A 16,877-nucleotide genomic window follows, 5' to 3' on the forward strand; every position below is an offset into this window, starting at 1 on the left:
GTATTTATAGCATTAGGTTCTGACGCCTTTTTTATAACGAATAATATTGTTACAAGGTAGATTTTAATGGTTGACAAGACCAATGATGATTCTTTAGACAACAAGGATCTTAATACAGCTTCAACACAAGAGAGCATTGATAATAAAAACGCCGAAGATAGCATGGCATCTGATACTGAGGTTGTGGCAGAGGTACTGACAGATGGTGATGATACCATTGCAGATCAAAACAGCTCTGTTAACAGCAAGATGCCTACAGTAAAGCTTGAAGATGAGATAAAAAAATCGTTTATTGATTACGCCATGAGCGTAATTGTCGACAGAGCTCTGCCAGATGTACGTGACGGTTTGAAACCTGTACACCGCCGTGTGCTTTATGATATGTACGATCTTAAGATCTGGTACAGCGGTCAGACTAAAAAATCAGCCCGTGTTGTAGGTGACGTAATAGGTAGATTCCACCCGCACGGTGATGCTGCCGTATATGAAACCATTGTGCGTATGACACAGTGGTTCTCCATGCGCGCTCCTTTGATTTTCGGTCAGGGTAATTTTGGCAATATCGATGGTGACGGTGCCGCCGCCATGCGTTATACCGAAATCAAGATGACCAAGATTGCAGAGATGATGCTGCAGGATATTGACAAGGAAACTGTTGATTCATATCCAAACTATGACGGCAATGAACAGATACCAGAAGTGCTGCCGACCCGTTTTCCAAATCTTTTAGTCAACGGCGCCTCAGGTATTGCCGTGGGTATGGCCACCAATATTCCTCCGCACAATCTGTCCGAGGTTATTGACGGCTCTATTGCGCTTTTGGACAATCCTGATTTAAGCCTTGATGAGATCATGCGCTATATTCCAGGCCCTGATTTCCCAACAGGCGGCTTTATTGTCGGCAATTCAGGCATTAAAGAGGCCTATGCCACAGGCCGTGGCCGCTGCATTATGCGTGCCCGCACTCATGTGGAGGAGGACAAGTCAGGTCGCAAGACCATCTACGTCGATGAAATTCCATTTGTGGTCAACAAGAGCGCCATTGTCAAGCAGATAGCCGATCTGGTACATGAAAAGAAGATTGAAGGTATTGCCGAGGTCAATGATCTCTCTGACAAGGACAATCTTGTAAGAATAGCCATAGATCTAAAACGTGATGCCTATGCCGAGGCTGTGCTTAACAATCTTTTTGACAAGACACAGCTGCAGACTTCATTTGCCATGAATATGATTGCACTTGTGGGCAATCATCCAAAGCTTCTGTCATTAAAGGAAATTTTATCTGAATTTGTCTCCTTCAGACGCGAGGTGGTAACACGCAGAACTGTGTACATGCTCCGTCAGGACAGACGCAAGGCCTTTTTAAATGAGGGTCTTATCGTTGCCAAGGCCAATATCAACAAGATTGTGGATATGATTACATCATCAGCCAACGCTGAGGATGCAAGACACAAACTTATGTCAGAGCCATGGGATGGTGCCCTGATAGGTTCATTGATAGTAAGAGCAGCCGATGGTTCAAATATCTGTATGCCATCTGGTATTGAGGTCACAGCAGGACTGCATGATGGCAAATACTATCTGTCAGAAGAGCAGGCCCGTGCTATTTTAGCCATGCAGCTGCAAAGACTTACCCATCTGGCATCTGATGAAATTCAGGCTGATTACAAGGCTTTAATTGAAAATATCAAGGGCTATCTTGAGATTTTAAATAATCCTGTACGCATGAATGAAGTTATACGCGATGAGCTTATTGAGGTTAAGAATACCTATGGCGACAAGCGCCGCTCTGACTTTATTGAAGATTATGGCAAGAGATCAAAGGGCGATTTTATTGCCAAGCAGGATGTGGTGATTACACTCTCAGGCGAGGGTTATATCAAATATCAGGATATCTCATCCTATGAGGCGGCAAGAAACAGAGGTGGCAAGGGCCGTGCTGCAGCCAAGCTCAAAGATGAGGATTACATCAGCAATATTGTAGTTGCCAATACCCATGATCATTTAATCTGCTTCACCTCTCACGGCAGAGCCTTCTCCACACTGGTCTTTGATCTGCCAACCTCAGAGAACAGAACCTGGAGAGGTCGTCCTATACAGAATCTCTTTGAGATTGAAGAGGGCGAGAAGATTACAGCACTGCTGCCAATCTCAGAGTTTGATGAAAGCCGCTTTATCTTTATGGCCACACAAAACGGTATGGTCAAAAAGACAAGACTTAGCGAGTATAGAAACTTTATAAAACGCTCCAACGGTCAGGCCATCAAGGCTATAAATCTTGCACAGGGCGATGAGCTTATTGGTGCACAGATCTCAACTGGCGATGATGACATCTTCCTCTTTACCACTCACAACAGAGCCATTCACTTTATTGAGCTGTACAAAGGCTCAGCTGCAAGCGAGGATGAGACCGAAAGTGAAGAGATGGAGACAGATGCATCTGATAATGTAATTGAAAGCGAGGCTGAGAGCAGCGAGAGCGAGAGCTCAGAGGGCGATAATGGCGATGATATTGAAGCAGAGCTTGTCTCATCTCCGCGTGTAGGCTCAGGTGTAAGACCATCTGGCCGAGCATCAGGCGGTATACGTGGTATAAGACTGCGCGATGGTGCCAAGGTTGTAGCTCTTATCGTGGTCAACCGCTTTGAAAATCCTGATCCAAAGGTCATTATTGCCACAGCCAACGGATATGCCAAGCGCATGCACTTAAATGCCATTACCATCAAGAACCGTGCCGGTATAGGTATTAAGAGTATGGGGCAGTTTGAGCGTAACGGCCTGTGCATAGGTGCAGTTCTTGCCCATGACAATGGCGAGTTTATGCTCATTACCGATCAGGGACAGCTGTTACGTGTGGGCATTGACAGCATACCTTTAGCCTCAAAAGCTGCAGGTGGTGTTATTGCCATGCGTCCTTATGAGGGCGAGAGCGTCATTGCGCTGCAGTCCATTGATGAGGATGTGGTAGCTGCATCAAATAAAGTCAGTGAAGGTCGTGCCAAAGACAAACAGGATCTTGATGATCTAGAGGCTGTTTTTAACAATTTAGCGCAGGATGATGCCCTTAATGCTACTTTGAGCACAGAAAATGACGATAAAGTAAATAATAATGATGGCATGAACGATGCCGAGTAATTTAGGAGATATTAAAATGGCTAAGGCATGGAACTATAATGCAGGTCCTTCAATGATTCCTGTCAGTGTCATGGAAAAGGCACAAAAGGAATTTACCGACTATAACGGCCTGGGACTTGGTATTGTGGAAATGTCACATCGTTCTGCTGAATATGATGCTGTGGCAAAAAATGCAGAAAAACTGCTGCGTGAGCTTTTAAACATACCTGATAACTACAAGGTGCTCTTTGAGCAGGGCGGCGGTCGTGGTCAGTTTGCAGCCATCTGTTTAAATCTGCTGCCAGAGGGTGGCAAGGCTGATTACTTTGTAACAGGCCACTGGTCAAGATGTGCCTATAAAGAGTGTGCAGAAAAATACGGCGAGGCCATACTGCACGAGTGCACCGAGGTTGATGACAATGGTCAGTATTTTATCAACTACGATAAAATGCAGGTTACAGAGGGTTCAAGCTATGCCTATCTGTGCTATAACGAGACTGTAAACGGTCTTGAGCTCAACCGTCTGCCAGATACAGGTGATGTACCGCTTGTTATTGATATGTCATCCAACATCCTGACCCGCAGCATTGATGTTTCAAAGTTTGGCGTCATTATGTTCGGCGCTCAGAAAAACGTAGGTCCATCTGGTCTTACTGTCACCATTGTGCGTGAGGATTTACTTGGCTCTGCCAGAAAGTACTGCCCTTCAGTCTTTGACTGGAGTGTGCTGGCTAAATTTGACTCAATGTACAACACTCCTACCACCTTCTCATGGTATATGGCAGGTCTTGCATTTGAGTGGATTAAAGAGCAGGGCGGTGTGGCTGAGCTTGAAAGACGCAATATTGAAAAGTCCAATCTGCTTTATGACTATGTTGACAATCAGGATTTCTACTCATGTCCTATAAGACGTGAGGACAGATCACGTGTCAACTGTGTCTTTACTTTAAAGGATGAGTCTTTAAATCAGGAATTTTTAGCCAGAGCTAAGGAGCTTAACCTCATTGGTCTTAAAGGCCACAAGGTTTTAGGCGGTATGCGCGCTAGCATCTACAATGCCATGCCGCTTGAGGGCGTTGAGGTTTTAGTCTCGTTCCTGAAGTCTTTTGCCAAAGAGCACAGCTAAGGGGATTTTATGAGTAAAAAAGACAGGCCATGGCATGCAAGTTATCCTTCTGATGTACCTACGCAGGTGGACTGTCATCCTTTTGAAAATTTAACCGATCTCTTTGATTATGCGGTGCGCAAATATGCACACCGCAAGGCATATATGAACATGAATGAGAGCCTGACCTATGAGGAGCTCTCAAATGATGTCGAGCATTTTGCCTCCTTCTTGCAGCATTACTGGCATATGAAAAAAGGCGATAAGCTTGCCATAATGCTGCCAAATCTCATGCAGTATCCTATAGTGGTCTTTGGTGCTTTAAAAGCAGGTCTTAGTGTGGTCAATGTCAATCCACTCTATACCCCGCGTGAGCTGCAGACTATTTTGGTTGACTCCGGGGCTACTGCCATTGTGGTTATTTCAAACTATGCTTTTAATCTGCAGAGCATAATTGCCAAAACTCAGATAAAATATGTACTTGTCACCAATGTGGGCGATGCCTTTGGCTTTATCAAAGGTCATATTGTCAACTTTGTGGTGCGTTTTATCAAAAAAATGGTGCCAAGCTATGGCTTTGGTGATATTGTCACCTTTAAACATGCTTTGCATATAGGCTCACTAAAAGAGCCTGAGCCTGTCTTTGTCAAATACAATGACATTGCCTTTTTACAGTATACAGGCGGCACTACTGGCAAGCCTAAGGGAGCTATGCTCTCCCATGGCAATCTTATTTCCAATATTGCGCAGGCCTATGGTATGTACGGACCTGTGCTCAGGCAGGGTGAGGAGACTATTGTTACAGCCATTCCTCTGTATCATGTCTTTGCCCTTACTATAAACTGCCTGTTATTTACCTATATAGGCGCCACCAATATACTTATCACCGATCCGCGCGATACACGCTCCTTTATAAAAGATCTGGCGCGCAATGCCGACAGGATAAGCTGTATTACAGGCGTCAATACTCTGTTTAATCTACTTATAAATAATAAGGAATTTACCTCATTAAAGTTTTCACAGCTGCGTCTGGTGGTAGGCGGCGGTGCTCAGGTGCAGTCGGGAGTGGCACAGCGCTTTTATGATCTTACAGGACATCATATATTAGAAGGCTATGGCCTTACCGAGTGTTCACCTCTGGTGGCCGTGTGTCCGTACACTACCGATCACTACACAGGATCTATAGGTCTTCCTATACCATCTACAGATGTGCGTATTGTTGATGCTGACGGTAATGACATCTGGGAGATAAATAAATCAGGAGAGCTTTTAATCAAAGGCCCGCAGGTTATGCAGGGCTATTACAATAATCAAAGTGCCACAGATAATGTCATGGATAACGGCTATGTTAGAACAGGCGATATTGCTGTATGGCTTGAAGGTGGCTATATCAGGATTATTGACAGAATCAAGGATATGATTTTAGTCTCTGGCTTTAATGTTTTTCCATCAGAGATTGAAGATGTGGTAAGTAAAAATCCTAAAGTCCTTGAATGTGCCGCCATAGGTATAGCCTCTGAAACTACAGGTGAGGCTGTAAGACTGGTGGTGGTAAGAAAAGATCCAAAACTTACGGCACAGGAGATTATTGATTACTGCCGTGAGTATCTGACTCCTTATAAAATCCCTCACAGCATCATCTTTACAGATACTTTGCCAAAATCTGCCATAGGCAAGGTACTGCGACGTAAACTGCGCGAGAATTTTGCTAATGCAAGGACAAATTGATTACACCTTTATAGATGAAGAACAAGCTCTGCACAATCTTGTAACTGTAATAAAATCTTTAACTGCCGACGATTACATTGCTATAGATACTGAATTTATACGTGTCAGAACCTATTATCCTGTTTTTGCTCTGCTGCAGCTAAAGTGCAGGGATAGGATTTATATTGTTGATCCAAAGGCTTTGTGTATAAAACAGCTGCTTGAGGCAATAAATAATACTAAAGCCTATATTCTTATGTTCTCATGCGATGAGGATCTGGAGATCTTATATCAGGCAAGCGCTGACTTTAATCTTGAAAAATGCCTGCCTGAGAGAATATATGATGTTCAGCTGCTGTGTGCTTTTGAGAGCACCTACTACAAGCCAGGTCTGTTTAAACTTATCAATGAGGTTTTAAATATAGATACGGCAGGTGACTGCTCACTGACCAACTGGGAGCTGCGCCCGCTTAGCGATTCACAGCTTTGCTATGCTGCCTGTGATGTGGCCTATTTATATGAGCTTTTTACCATCTTAAAGGAGAGGGTAGGGGCTAGAAAATTTGCCTGGTTTGAAAGTGAGATGGCTCATGTCATAAGTGATAATACACAGAAAATTGAGCCTGATATGCTCTACAGAGCAATAGCCGGAGCCGGAGCTTTGAGCAAAGATAGTCTTTTGCGCCTGCAGTATCTGTGCAAAAAGCGCTATGAGATTGCCATAGAGCACAATATAGCGCTCAATCAGCTTATAACCTCAAAAGCCCTGTGCACAATAGCTCAGAGTCTGCCACGCAATAATAAGGATCTGCTAAAGGCAGGAGTTAAATACGGCTGTCTTAAAGAGCATGGCGCTGTTATTTTAAAGCTTGTGGATGAGGCTATGTCTTTAAAAACCAAGGCAGATCTAATCCCGCCTTTTGACAGTTTTATGCACAATGGCGCGCATAAGGTCTATATAAAAAGACTTAAGGATTATCTAAAAACTGTGGCTGTAAAAGAGGGGATAGCAGGAGAGCTTTTGTACTCAAAACGCTATATTCAGGATTTCTTTTTACCAAGAAATGATGGGCAGGCCATGCTTGAGAGTTCATGGCGTGCTCTGTGCTGTAAAAAGCTCGATGGCTTTAAATTCAAATCATAAGTAAAAGGCCTGATCCTCTTTAAATACATTGACCTTAAATCAGTTCAAATTCTGATTTAAAGGTCATTGCCCTTTGGCCATATTGCCAAGAGATGCTATCTCACAGTATTTTCTACAAAAGCCAATGCCTATGCCGTATACCTGTGTATACTGTGTATCAAAAAGATCGGCATATCTTTTTTTAATAATCTGCTCTGTGGCCTCATTAGCTGTCCTAAGGCATAGATCTTCATCGCCAGCGCGCTTAAACTCCAGGATTACAGCTCTTTTATGCATAAAATCTTTAAGTATAATATCGCTATAGCCAAGACCACTTTCACTCTCATCTAACATAGTAATACCACAATCGGTTACAGCCTCTATCAAAAGACCCTGCATAAAACCATGATAGTATTGCTCATGACCTGAGTGCCTAATACTTATATAGGTTTTTAATACTGTATTGATAATATCCTGAGCCTTGGCAATATCATTACACAGTAATGCATCTAAAAGATTATAACCCTGTGCACTCCAGGTTGCATCGTCCTCTGAATATAAAACACCAAGCCTGTTTTCAAAGGCCTTTCTTACCTCATAATTTGGTATTTTAACTCTGACATTGCCTCTTAGTGCTGAGTCATCAGCTAAGGTAACATAACCTGTCTGCAGCAGCATAGTGCTAAAGGCATTAAATTTCAGACCACTTTTAATATCAGGATAAACAGTAAATTCAGATAGCTCTATGTCAATAGATTTGCCATCCATTAAGTCCTGTAATTTATCAATATTACCTTGCTTTTTAGCCTCAATTGAGTTTTTAGTATACAGAGTAATAATGTCATTGCCTGAGGTGTTGACCCAGAAGGCCTCAGGTTCATTGCTGCCATTTTGTTTTAATGCGGCACAATACTTCATTAAAGACCATGGGCAGTAGATATTATCATTGCCAAATCTATAGCCGTTATACCACTTTTTAATCTCGTCTCTTTTAGACTCTTCTCCAAAGTCGCAAAGGATTTTATCAGTCTCCTCCTGCGTAAAGCCAAAGAAGGATGAGTAAAGCTCATCGGTTACATTAAAGGTGGTAAAGTTATTAGCATCAGTAAAGACACTTTGATGAGCTATCCTTAGACATCCTGTGACAATGCCCTTGTACAGCCAGGGATCAGGATCCTGTTTAAAGGTATTAACACTTATATCACGGATAATGCCAAGCATTTCATCATAGTAAGGCTCTTTGGCTACAACTGCCTTTTGCAATGGCACATCATACTCATCTATAAGGATTAAAACTTGTCTGTCATACTCTGTATAGAGCATATCAGCTAGTGTTGGTATGAAGGTTCCACAATAAGATATTGCTGTATCAAGCAAAGCATCATTTTGTAATTTACCCTTGTTATTAAAACAAAAATTGTAAATGCTTAAAAAAAGATCCTTTTGCGCCTGAGGTATTTTTTTACTATCAGCAAGAAAGAGAAAATATTTATACAGCAGTGCTATCTTAGTAAGAATTTTATCAACGGCATGATGAAAACATAGGCCCTCAACACCTCTAAAAGAGACATAGATAACAGGCAACTGTCCCATAACCTTATCGCGCAGCTCTTTATACTCATCCTGAGCTACAGCAAGATTACGGCCATTGTCTATAAAGAGCTTTTGCTGATAGGTAATATCCCCTGGATTTTTATAGTCAAGCTCACAAAAGGCCTTTATCATGGACATATTTAAGGTTTTTCCAAAGCGGCGAGGTCTTGTGAATAAAGTGTTTTTATCACCTCTGTTTATAAAGAGATCATTAAGATAATATGTCTTATCAACATAATAGCCATTATTTAAAATATGACTGGCAAAGTCCTCTTCACCAGATAAGACAACTGTGCCATTGTTTTTAATCATAATACATCCCTTTATCCTGATTCTTTATAGCAGCTCTTGTATAAAGATGCGTACTTTATCCAATCTTACTTTACAATCAATATGACACATGATCATACATACATAAAAAAGCTAATTGTCTATGTGAGCAAATATATAGTTTGCATCACTGTATAAGGTTTTATGAGTTTGACAGCCAGATGAAATCTTCATCTTTCAACATTGCTCACTAAATTGTATCCTGCTTTGCAATATTGCCAAGTGATGCTATCTCACAGTATTTTCTACAAAAGCCAATACCTATGCCGTATACCTGTGTATACTGTGTATCAAAAAGATCGGCATATCTTTTTTTAATAATCTGCTCTGAGGCCTCATTAGCTGTCCTAAGGCATAGATCTTCATCGCCAGCGCGCTTAAACTCCAGGATTACAGCTCTTTTATGCATAAAATCTTTAAGTATAATATCGCTATAGCCAAGACCACTTTCACTCTCATCTAACATAGTAATACCACAATCGGTTACAGCCTCTATCAAAAGACCCTGCATAAAACCATGATAGTATTGCTCATGACCTGAATGTCTAATGCTTATATAGGTTTTTAATACTGTATTGATAATATCCTGAGCCTTGGCAATATCATTACACAGTAATGCATCTAAAAGATTATAACCCTGTGCACTCCAGGTTGCATCGTCCTCTGAATATAAAACACCAAGCCTGTTTTCAAAGGCCTTTCTTACCTCATAATTTGGTATTTTAACTCTGACATTGCCTCTTAGTGCTGAGTCATCAGCTAAGGTAACATAACCTGTCTGCAGCAGCATAGTGCTAAAGGCATTAAATTTCAGACCACTTTTAATATCAGGATAAACAGTAAATTCAGATAGCTCTATGTCAATAGATTTGCCATCCATTAAGTCCTGTAATTTATCAATATTACCTTGCTTTTTAGCCTCAATTGAGTTTTTAGTATACAGAGTAATAATGTCATTGCCTGAGGTGTTGACCCAGAAGGCCTCAGGTTCATTGCTGCCATTTTGTTTTAATGCGGCACAATACTTCATTAAAGACCATGGGCAGTAGATATTATCATTGCCAAATCTATAGCCGTTATACCACTTTTTAATCTCGTCTCTTTTAGACTCTTCTCCAAAGTCGCAAAGGATTTTATCAGTCTCCTCCTGCGTAAAGCCAAAGAAGGATGAGTAAAGCTCATCGGTTACATTAAAGGTGGTAGAGTTATTAGCATCAGTAAAGACACTTTGATGAGCTATCCTTAGACATCCTGTGACAATGCCCTTATACAGCCATGGATTACCCTGCTGTTTAAAGACAGATATGCTTATACTTCTTATGATGGAGAGCATTTCATCATAGTAAGGCTCTTTAGCCACAACAGCCTTTTGCAGGGGTACGTCATACTCATCTATAAGAATTAATACCTGTCTTTTAAATTCTTTATGTAAAAGAAAAGCAAGAAAGCTTATAAAAGATTTACAGCTAGAAACAGCTTTATTTAAACTTTTACTCTCATCAAGATTATCTACTTCATCTGTACAAACGTTATAAATCTTTCTAAAACGTTTTTTATCGTTATCCGAGAGTATGCTACTTTCTTCTAAAAATAAGAAGTTATCATAAACCTCGTATATTATATTCAAAAACTCCTCTATGGCCTCTTTAAAACAAAGACCTTCAATACCTTTAAAAGAGACATAGATAACAGGCAGCTGCCCCATAACTTTATCGCGCAGCTCTTTGTACTCATCCAGTGCCACTGCAAAGTTACGGCCATTATCTATAAAGAGTTTTTGCTGATAGGTTGTATCCCCTGGGTTTTGATAGTCAAGCTCACAAAAGGCCTTAATCATGGACATATTTAAGGTTTTTCCAAAGCGACGAGGTCTTGTGAATAAAGTGTTTTTATCACCTCTGTTCATAAAGAGATCATTAAGATAATATGTCTTATCAACATAATAGCCATTGTTTAAAATATGATTGGCAAAGTCCTCTTCACCAGATAAGACAACTGTGCCATTGTTTTTAATCATCATACATCCCTTTATCATGATTATTTATAGCAGTTTTTGTGACTTTTTGTTCTTTGTCTAATCTTACTCTAAAATCATCAGGATACAAAGGCAGTAAGCTGCAAAAGATGGATAGAGATCAATAGCTTTATAAACTAAAAGCTCTTAAAAATTATGTGAAATGTCAGGGTTTATAGACACAGACGTCATTATATAAGAGGCTTAGCTGAATCTGTAAATTTATATATTACTAAAAAATGAAAAGGGGAATTGAATTATTCAATTCCCCTTGATAACTATATTAAATTTTTCTTACCAGAACAGAGCATAAAGAGCTGCTGTAATGAGGAAGACAATGTAAGAACCAATCTTAAATGAGGTTGAGGTTGCAAATACTTCCTTGGTAAGTGGAATACCCTTTGGATCATCGTCAGTCTCTGATGTAGCCAGTGATACGAAGATGATGATGGCACAGGTTAGGATGAAGGTGTACATCATCTGATCAAGGAATGGCATTGAGATTGGCAGGAACTTGAGCATCAGGGCTACTGGAATTGAGGCCAGAACACCGATGGTTGCACCCTTGGTGGAGGTCTTCTTCCAGAACAGACCTAACATAAATACAGCCAGAATACCTGGAGATACTAAGCCTGTGTACTCCTGAATGAACTGGAAGGCCTGCTCGATGGCACCTAATAAAGGAGCTACGAAAATAGCTATACCTAAAGCAACGATAGCTGTTAAACGGCCGATGTTTACAAGTTTGCTGTCCGAGGCGCCTTTATTGATGTACTCTTTGTAGATATCAAGAGTAAAGATGGTGGCAGTTGAGTTAAGCATTGAGGCTAATGATGACACAATAGCTGCGGCCAGAGCTGCAAATACAAGACCCTTGACTCCGGCTGGCAGGAACTGTGTCAGCCATGGATAGGCTCTGTCAGCTGTAGCTGAGGTTGGCAGGAAGTTCTGAGCCTGCTCACCAAGCTGAGCCATAAGTGCCGGATCATTGGTGATAACGAAGGCTGCAATACCTGGAATTACCACAATAAATGGAATGATAAGCTTTAAGTAGCCTGCAAAAACAAGACCTTTTTGAGCCTCGTCAACTGACTTTGAGGCAAAGGTTCTTTGAATGATGTACTGATTAAAGCCCCAGTAGTAGAGGTTGGCAACCCACAGACCACCGATAAGTACGGCAATACCAGGCAGATTTATAAACTGTGGATTTGACTGATCTAAAATCATGTCAAAGTGGTCAGGTGATCTTTCAAATAAGGTGTTAAGACCTGCAAAGAAGCCTGCATCCTGTCCTACAAATGAGACTGCAAGATAGGTAGTGGCAAAACCGCCTACAACAAGTACGGCAACCTGAATAACGTCAGTCCATACTACAGCAGACAGACCACCGTATACAGAGTAGACCAGGGCAAAGAGAGCAAGACCAATGATTGAGTAGAGCATTGGAATACCAAGAATGGTCTCAAGTGCCAGACCGCCTAAGTATAATACTGAGGCCAGGTTTACAAAGATGTACAGACAGATCCAGAATACGGCAAGAATTGTCTTTAAAGTCTTGTTATAACGCTTTTCAACGAATTCTGGGATAGTATAGATGCCCTTTTCAATAAAGATAGGGAGGAAATATTTACCGACCAGGATCAGGGTAATGGCTGCCATCCACTCATAGGATGCAATACCAAGACCGATTGAGTAGCCAGAGCCTGACATACCAATGAACTGCTCGGCTGAAATGTTAGCGGCAATAAGTGAGGCACCAACAGCCCACCATGGCAGTGACTTGCCTGCGAGTAAGTAGCCTTCGGTACTCTGTTTGTTTTTACGTGAAACTGCAAGTCCAACGCCGATAATGATTAATACATATAAAGCAAAAATCATATAATCGATGGTTGACAGGCCGTGAGTCATCGTCTCCATCTAATACACCTCATAAATTACTTGTTTTTTTAATGTTAAGACTGGTAAAAACTTTGCAAAATTCTCACAAAGTTTTTATATTTTAACAGATTGAATTTAAAAATGTAAACGCTTACATGGTATTTGTAATAATTATGATATATATCACATTTTTTGTAAAGGTATGGCTTATATATCAGCTTTGCAAACAGTATAACAGATCGTGGAAACAGGTGTTTTGACCACGCTCATGTCTTTGAAAATGAAACTTTTTTATTAATAATCTAACAATTAGAGCATTAAATTAGTTCGTGTTTTAGCTTTTTTTAAACCTAAAGTCCCATGATTTGTGTTACAACTAAATTTGTTATTTTTTCACTCTAACTTTTGTTTTTTTTCTTTTGACCTTTAGATTTAAGTATGATTTTTTTACTATAAGCCCATCCGGATCTACTATTGCTGCCAGCAAAGATTTTGCAAACTTGGTTGGAGCATTAACCTGATGTAAGTAATCAAGATTTTTCTCAACCTGACCTGATTCAAGTATTGCGATCTCGCTTTCTCTAAACTCAACTTTAATATTGTTCAAAGTCTCAACGGCATATTTATAAGATTTATTATTAGAGCGCAGAAAGCCTCTAATGCGTTGCATAATGGTTCTTTTTATAACCAAAGCTATGAAGAGAATAAAGAATTTGCCGTCTAAGGAGCTCTGGTTGTGAATGCCCAACGGCAGGCCGTTAAGGTCATTTTTTAAAATATCAAAGTTAGCCTCATCAATTTCACGCCTTCTATAATATTCCAAAGCATTCTGTGCTGTATAGTTAGCTTCAGGCTCTGAAAATAAGGCAAAAGTACCAAGACGATTAACATATTTTTGAGCTATAGCTTCATCAAGAACTAATTTTCTACCTCGGCCTTTTCCTTGATACACAAAGCAGTTTTTTACATCTGCCATTATACAGGCTCCTGATGGAAGCTCTTTGGTATCGGCAATAGCTCTCTTACACTCCTCAAGGGATGAAAAGAAATCTGCCATCTTATTGGCACGCCTTTGAACGCTTTGGTATAAATGCAGTTTGAGTTTTACATCGTTCCAGATAAAGTCCTCAGTGTAGCAATATAAGGTCTCGCACTCACCACTGCGCGTCTTTAAAGTTATGGTATTGGTTATAGATTGCTCTTTAGTAGCAATAGAGCTCAGATATTCGTCAACAGCCTTTATAGTTCCAGGAACACCTACAATAAATTTTAATTTAAGCTCTTTAAGGTGTCTGAGATTATCAAGCGTTGTCATACCTCTGTCCATAACGAGAGTAATATTCTCTGGGAGGTTGCGATCTAGCGCTGTATCAATAATATTCTTGAGATTGGCTTTGTCGGTAAGACTTCCTGAATAATGATCAAAAAAGACAGGTATGCCAGTACGCTCATTGCTAAATAAGGCATAGTTTACAAGTGGCAGATTTTCTACAGTTCCATGTGTGTAGCCATACTCTGCCTCTCTCATAAGTTTTGCTTTTGAAGTAAAGGCAGTTACATCATAAGCCAGACAGTCGCTTCCTGATGCATAAGGGATCCATAACTTGAAGAAATCACGCAGTTTTTTGGTATCAAGATTGCGCATTAGGTAAGATGCAGCCTGCGATGTTACTCCTTGTGCATCATTGAAAGCGTTAAAGGTAGTAGACAGCTCTTCAAGTGCTTCAAGCGATGTTCTGCCAGATGCGTATACTGTTGCTATAAAGCACATAGAGTCAACAAGTCTTGAATCTTTAAAGGCTTCTATGAGTTTATCGTATAACCCTGACTGAAGGAGTGCTATATAGGCAATGGCCGGAAACGCTGGATATATTACAGCACCTGGTGCGTATTCAAAAGATGTGTGCTTCCCTGGCAGACCAACTTTAGCGTAATTAGCCTCAGGTAGTGCAAGATTTCTTAGTTTGTAATAGTTTTCATTTGGGTGCATTTGTGTGTCAGTACGCTCGCCATTTACAGGTACCCCGATGATGCGACGCTTGCGATTGCTCTTTCTTGAGCCATCATCATCTTTCCAAGGCTCTATAAATTCACAAATGTATAAATCAGGGCCTCTTTGGCGAAAGTATACATTAGATACTGGAATATCAACCGTTTTGTCTAAATAAATCATTTTTACACCGCCCAGTTGTAACACAGTAAGCACACAATTTATATAAGAATAATAGAACAATAGCCTTAAAAAATCAAGGTTAAATTGATAAAAATAAGCTTTAATTACAATGGGATATGAACAGATGCGAGGGTGTTAGAAGTAGAAGTGCTATAAGTTGTAACACAAATCATTGGATTTTAGGTTTAAATAAAGTGGTTTACATTGGACTATATTTTGGCTATTTTTTGAAATAGGGACATGTTTTTTGAGCACAGAGTGCATGTATACATACCCTCTTAAACAGTTTAATAAGTAAGGATTTGCTATATGCCACTTGAGTTAAAACAGATAGTAATTTGTAAGGTAAGTTTAAGATGGTATGAGATCTTAAACAGGCAGTATGAAATACTTGGATCTACAGTGGTCAACTGCTGGAGAGCCACCAATGATGCCATAAGTGATGCTCTTTTGCATTTAGAGCCAGGCTCTATGGTCATGTTTATGACAGAGAACATGCACACTGACTTTAAATACAAGATAGTAGGCGGTGGCTTTTTTACAGGTTTTAGAAATTTAAAGCCAGATGATGCCTGGGATGTATACGGCACCAGAAACGGCTGTCTTGATTATGAGCAGTTTTTAGACGCTGTAAAAGAAGAGTCAGGTTCAGCAGATGCCAATATCAATTCTCTGATTTTAAGCAATATATTCTTCTTTGATCCAAGAAAGTGTGTGCATGTGCCAGAGGAGCTGGTCACAGACTTTGATAAAGACTCACGCTTTGTCTTTAATATGACCGATCCTATAGCACAGTATCTGCACTCGCTGGTCATGGTGGCAAGAAAACCTCTTGTAAATCAGGAAGGCCGTAATTTCCAGGGCATGTACTTTATGGCAGCCCACGCCAACTCAAGAGATCATCAGGCCGTTTTTGATGCCAAGGTCAATGCCGCCTATAATTTCTGCTGTGCAGTCACAGGCACCAGGGTCTCACCTGTGCTTGAGGTGGCCCATATCAAGCCATTTTTTGATACCAAGTTCCAGACAATACAGAATGGCATACTTTTAAGAAGTGATCTGCACAAACTCTTTTCAGCAGGTTTTATTACCTTAGATTACAGAAGCATATCTGATATTAGAGTAAAAACCTCAAAACAGTATCAGTCAATCTTTGGCAATGAATATCAGTGCTTTGACGGAAAAAATATCAATCTGCCAGAGGATGTAAATTTAAGACCGCTGCATGAGTATATTACCTGGCACAATGAAAATCGCTTTGAGCACTGGAGACAGACCAGACATCTGTGCTAGAGGACAGTTCCCATAAATAAAAACAGGCTATGGTGGCACACTCCCCAAGTGACTCACCATAGGCCTTAAGCTGTGCATCTTTTACTGCCTTAATATCAAGATTTTTTAAAATGGCAAAGCCGCGTCTTATGCCAAAATCACTTTTTGCAAAAATACTTCTGTCCTGCAGATAAAACATAAAGATTATATCCACACTCCAGGGGCCTATGCCTTTATATGCCAAAAGTCTTTCTTTTAGCATATCTCTATTGATAAGATGCGGCATCTGCTCATTTGTCAGTGCTCTATTAATCTGTCATTAATTTAGCTCATATCTTTGTCGAGTTTTCTGCCTATCTTTTATTGATTCCTCTTGCTCTTCTTTAAAGTCACCACATTCTGCTCACTTTTTGTCAAAACCCAGTCTGGGCCTATTTTTTGTTAAAAATTTGGAAATAGAGGTTACCTTACGTTGAAAAATGCAGAAAAAGGTACAGATGCTTTGCTATGATTTAGGAAAAGACAGTTTTAGAAATGCCACGGGACACTACCCTTTAGATTAGAGCCC

General features: G+C 40.4%; 10 protein-coding genes. 5 read left to right on the forward strand and 5 right to left on the reverse strand.

Going from position 1 to position 16,877, the window contains the following annotated elements; genetic code table 11:
- Window positions 1-66 precede the first annotated feature (66 nt).
- Genes gyrA through DRZ93_RS01095 form a run of 4 tightly spaced genes read left to right on the forward strand, consistent with a single transcriptional unit; the run spans window position 67 to window position 7,070 of the window.
- Window positions 67-3,135 (forward strand): DNA gyrase subunit A, encoded by a 3,069-nt coding sequence (gene gyrA / locus DRZ93_RS01080; protein ID WP_113744313.1) that lies wholly within the window; start codon window positions 67-69, stop codon window positions 3,133-3,135.
- Window positions 3,136-3,151: 16 nt separating this feature from the next.
- A complete protein-coding gene (gene serC / locus DRZ93_RS01085) occupies window positions 3,152-4,240 on the forward strand; it encodes a 3-phosphoserine/phosphohydroxythreonine transaminase (protein WP_113744314.1) in 1,089 nt (362 codons plus the stop codon).
- 9 nt (window positions 4,241-4,249) lie between these two features.
- Complete coding sequence (locus DRZ93_RS01090; protein ID WP_113744315.1) at window positions 4,250-5,947, forward strand: AMP-binding protein; 1,698 nt, start codon at window positions 4,250-4,252, stop codon at window positions 5,945-5,947.
- Complete coding sequence (locus DRZ93_RS01095) at window positions 5,931-7,070, forward strand: ribonuclease D (RefSeq protein ID WP_113745555.1); 1,140 nt, start codon at window positions 5,931-5,933, stop codon at window positions 7,068-7,070. The genes DRZ93_RS01090 and DRZ93_RS01095 overlap by 17 nt, the downstream gene beginning before the upstream one ends.
- 63 nt (window positions 7,071-7,133) lie before the next feature.
- Here the strand turns inward: DRZ93_RS01095 and DRZ93_RS01100 are convergent, their stop codons facing one another.
- The 4 genes from DRZ93_RS01100 to DRZ93_RS01115 form a co-directional block, all read right to left on the reverse strand.
- Window positions 7,134-8,954, reverse strand: coding sequence for an AAA family ATPase (locus DRZ93_RS01100; protein ID WP_113745556.1), 1,821 nt, complete (start codon window positions 8,952-8,954; stop codon window positions 7,134-7,136).
- 208 nt (window positions 8,955-9,162) lie between these two features.
- Complete coding sequence (locus tag DRZ93_RS01105; protein WP_172457981.1) at window positions 9,163-10,992, reverse strand: AAA family ATPase; 1,830 nt, start codon at window positions 10,990-10,992, stop codon at window positions 9,163-9,165.
- A 288-nt stretch (window positions 10,993-11,280) separates the two neighbouring features.
- Window positions 11,281-12,903, reverse strand: a complete 1,623-nt coding sequence (locus tag DRZ93_RS01110; protein ID WP_113745558.1) for a sodium/sugar symporter — start codon at window positions 12,901-12,903, stop codon at window positions 11,281-11,283.
- A 346-nt stretch (window positions 12,904-13,249) separates the two neighbouring features.
- Entirely contained in the window at window positions 13,250-15,037 is a 1,788-nt protein-coding gene (locus tag DRZ93_RS01115; protein ID WP_113745559.1) for an IS1634 family transposase, read from the reverse strand.
- 309 nt (window positions 15,038-15,346) lie between these two features.
- On the opposite strand from DRZ93_RS01115, the gene DRZ93_RS01120 reads away from it, so the two are divergent.
- Complete coding sequence (locus DRZ93_RS01120) at window positions 15,347-16,330, forward strand: HNH endonuclease (protein ID WP_113745560.1); 984 nt, start codon at window positions 15,347-15,349, stop codon at window positions 16,328-16,330.
- On the opposite strand, the gene DRZ93_RS01125 is transcribed toward DRZ93_RS01120, so the two are convergent.
- Window positions 16,272-16,553 carry a DNA glycosylase family protein gene (locus DRZ93_RS01125; protein ID WP_146741077.1) on the reverse strand — a complete coding sequence of 94 codons (282 nt, stop codon included), beginning with the start codon at window positions 16,551-16,553 and terminating at the stop codon, window positions 16,272-16,274. The genes DRZ93_RS01120 and DRZ93_RS01125 overlap by 59 nt on opposite strands.
- Window positions 16,554-16,877 lie beyond the last annotated feature (324 nt).

This window comes from Anaerobiospirillum thomasii (assembly GCF_900445255.1).
In the GTDB taxonomy this organism is placed as follows: domain Bacteria; phylum Pseudomonadota; class Gammaproteobacteria; order Enterobacterales; family Succinivibrionaceae; genus Anaerobiospirillum_A; species Anaerobiospirillum_A thomasii.

What these genes read in the sequence shown, in the direction of transcription:
- DRZ93_RS01105 (WP_172457981.1), bottom strand. Translation starts at nt 10,992, where the DNA reads ATGATGATTAAAAACAATGGCACAGTTGTCTTATCTGGTGAAGAGGAC.
- serC (WP_113744314.1), top strand. Translation starts at nt 3,152, where the DNA reads ATGGCTAAGGCATGGAACTATAATGCAGGTCCTTCAATGATTCCTGTC.
- DRZ93_RS01095 (WP_113745555.1), top strand. Translation starts at nt 5,931, where the DNA reads ATGCAAGGACAAATTGATTACACCTTTATAGATGAAGAACAAGCTCTG.
- DRZ93_RS01120 (WP_113745560.1), top strand. Translation starts at nt 15,347, where the DNA reads ATGCCACTTGAGTTAAAACAGATAGTAATTTGTAAGGTAAGTTTAAGA.
- DRZ93_RS01100 (WP_113745556.1), bottom strand. Translation starts at nt 8,954, where the DNA reads ATGATTAAAAACAATGGCACAGTTGTCTTATCTGGTGAAGAGGACTTT.
- gyrA (WP_113744313.1), top strand. Translation starts at nt 67, where the DNA reads ATGGTTGACAAGACCAATGATGATTCTTTAGACAACAAGGATCTTAAT.
- DRZ93_RS01110 (WP_113745558.1), bottom strand. Translation starts at nt 12,903, where the DNA reads ATGGAGACGATGACTCACGGCCTGTCAACCATCGATTATATGATTTTT.
- DRZ93_RS01090 (WP_113744315.1), top strand. Translation starts at nt 4,250, where the DNA reads ATGAGTAAAAAAGACAGGCCATGGCATGCAAGTTATCCTTCTGATGTA.
- DRZ93_RS01115 (WP_113745559.1), bottom strand. Translation starts at nt 15,037, where the DNA reads ATGATTTATTTAGACAAAACGGTTGATATTCCAGTATCTAATGTATAC.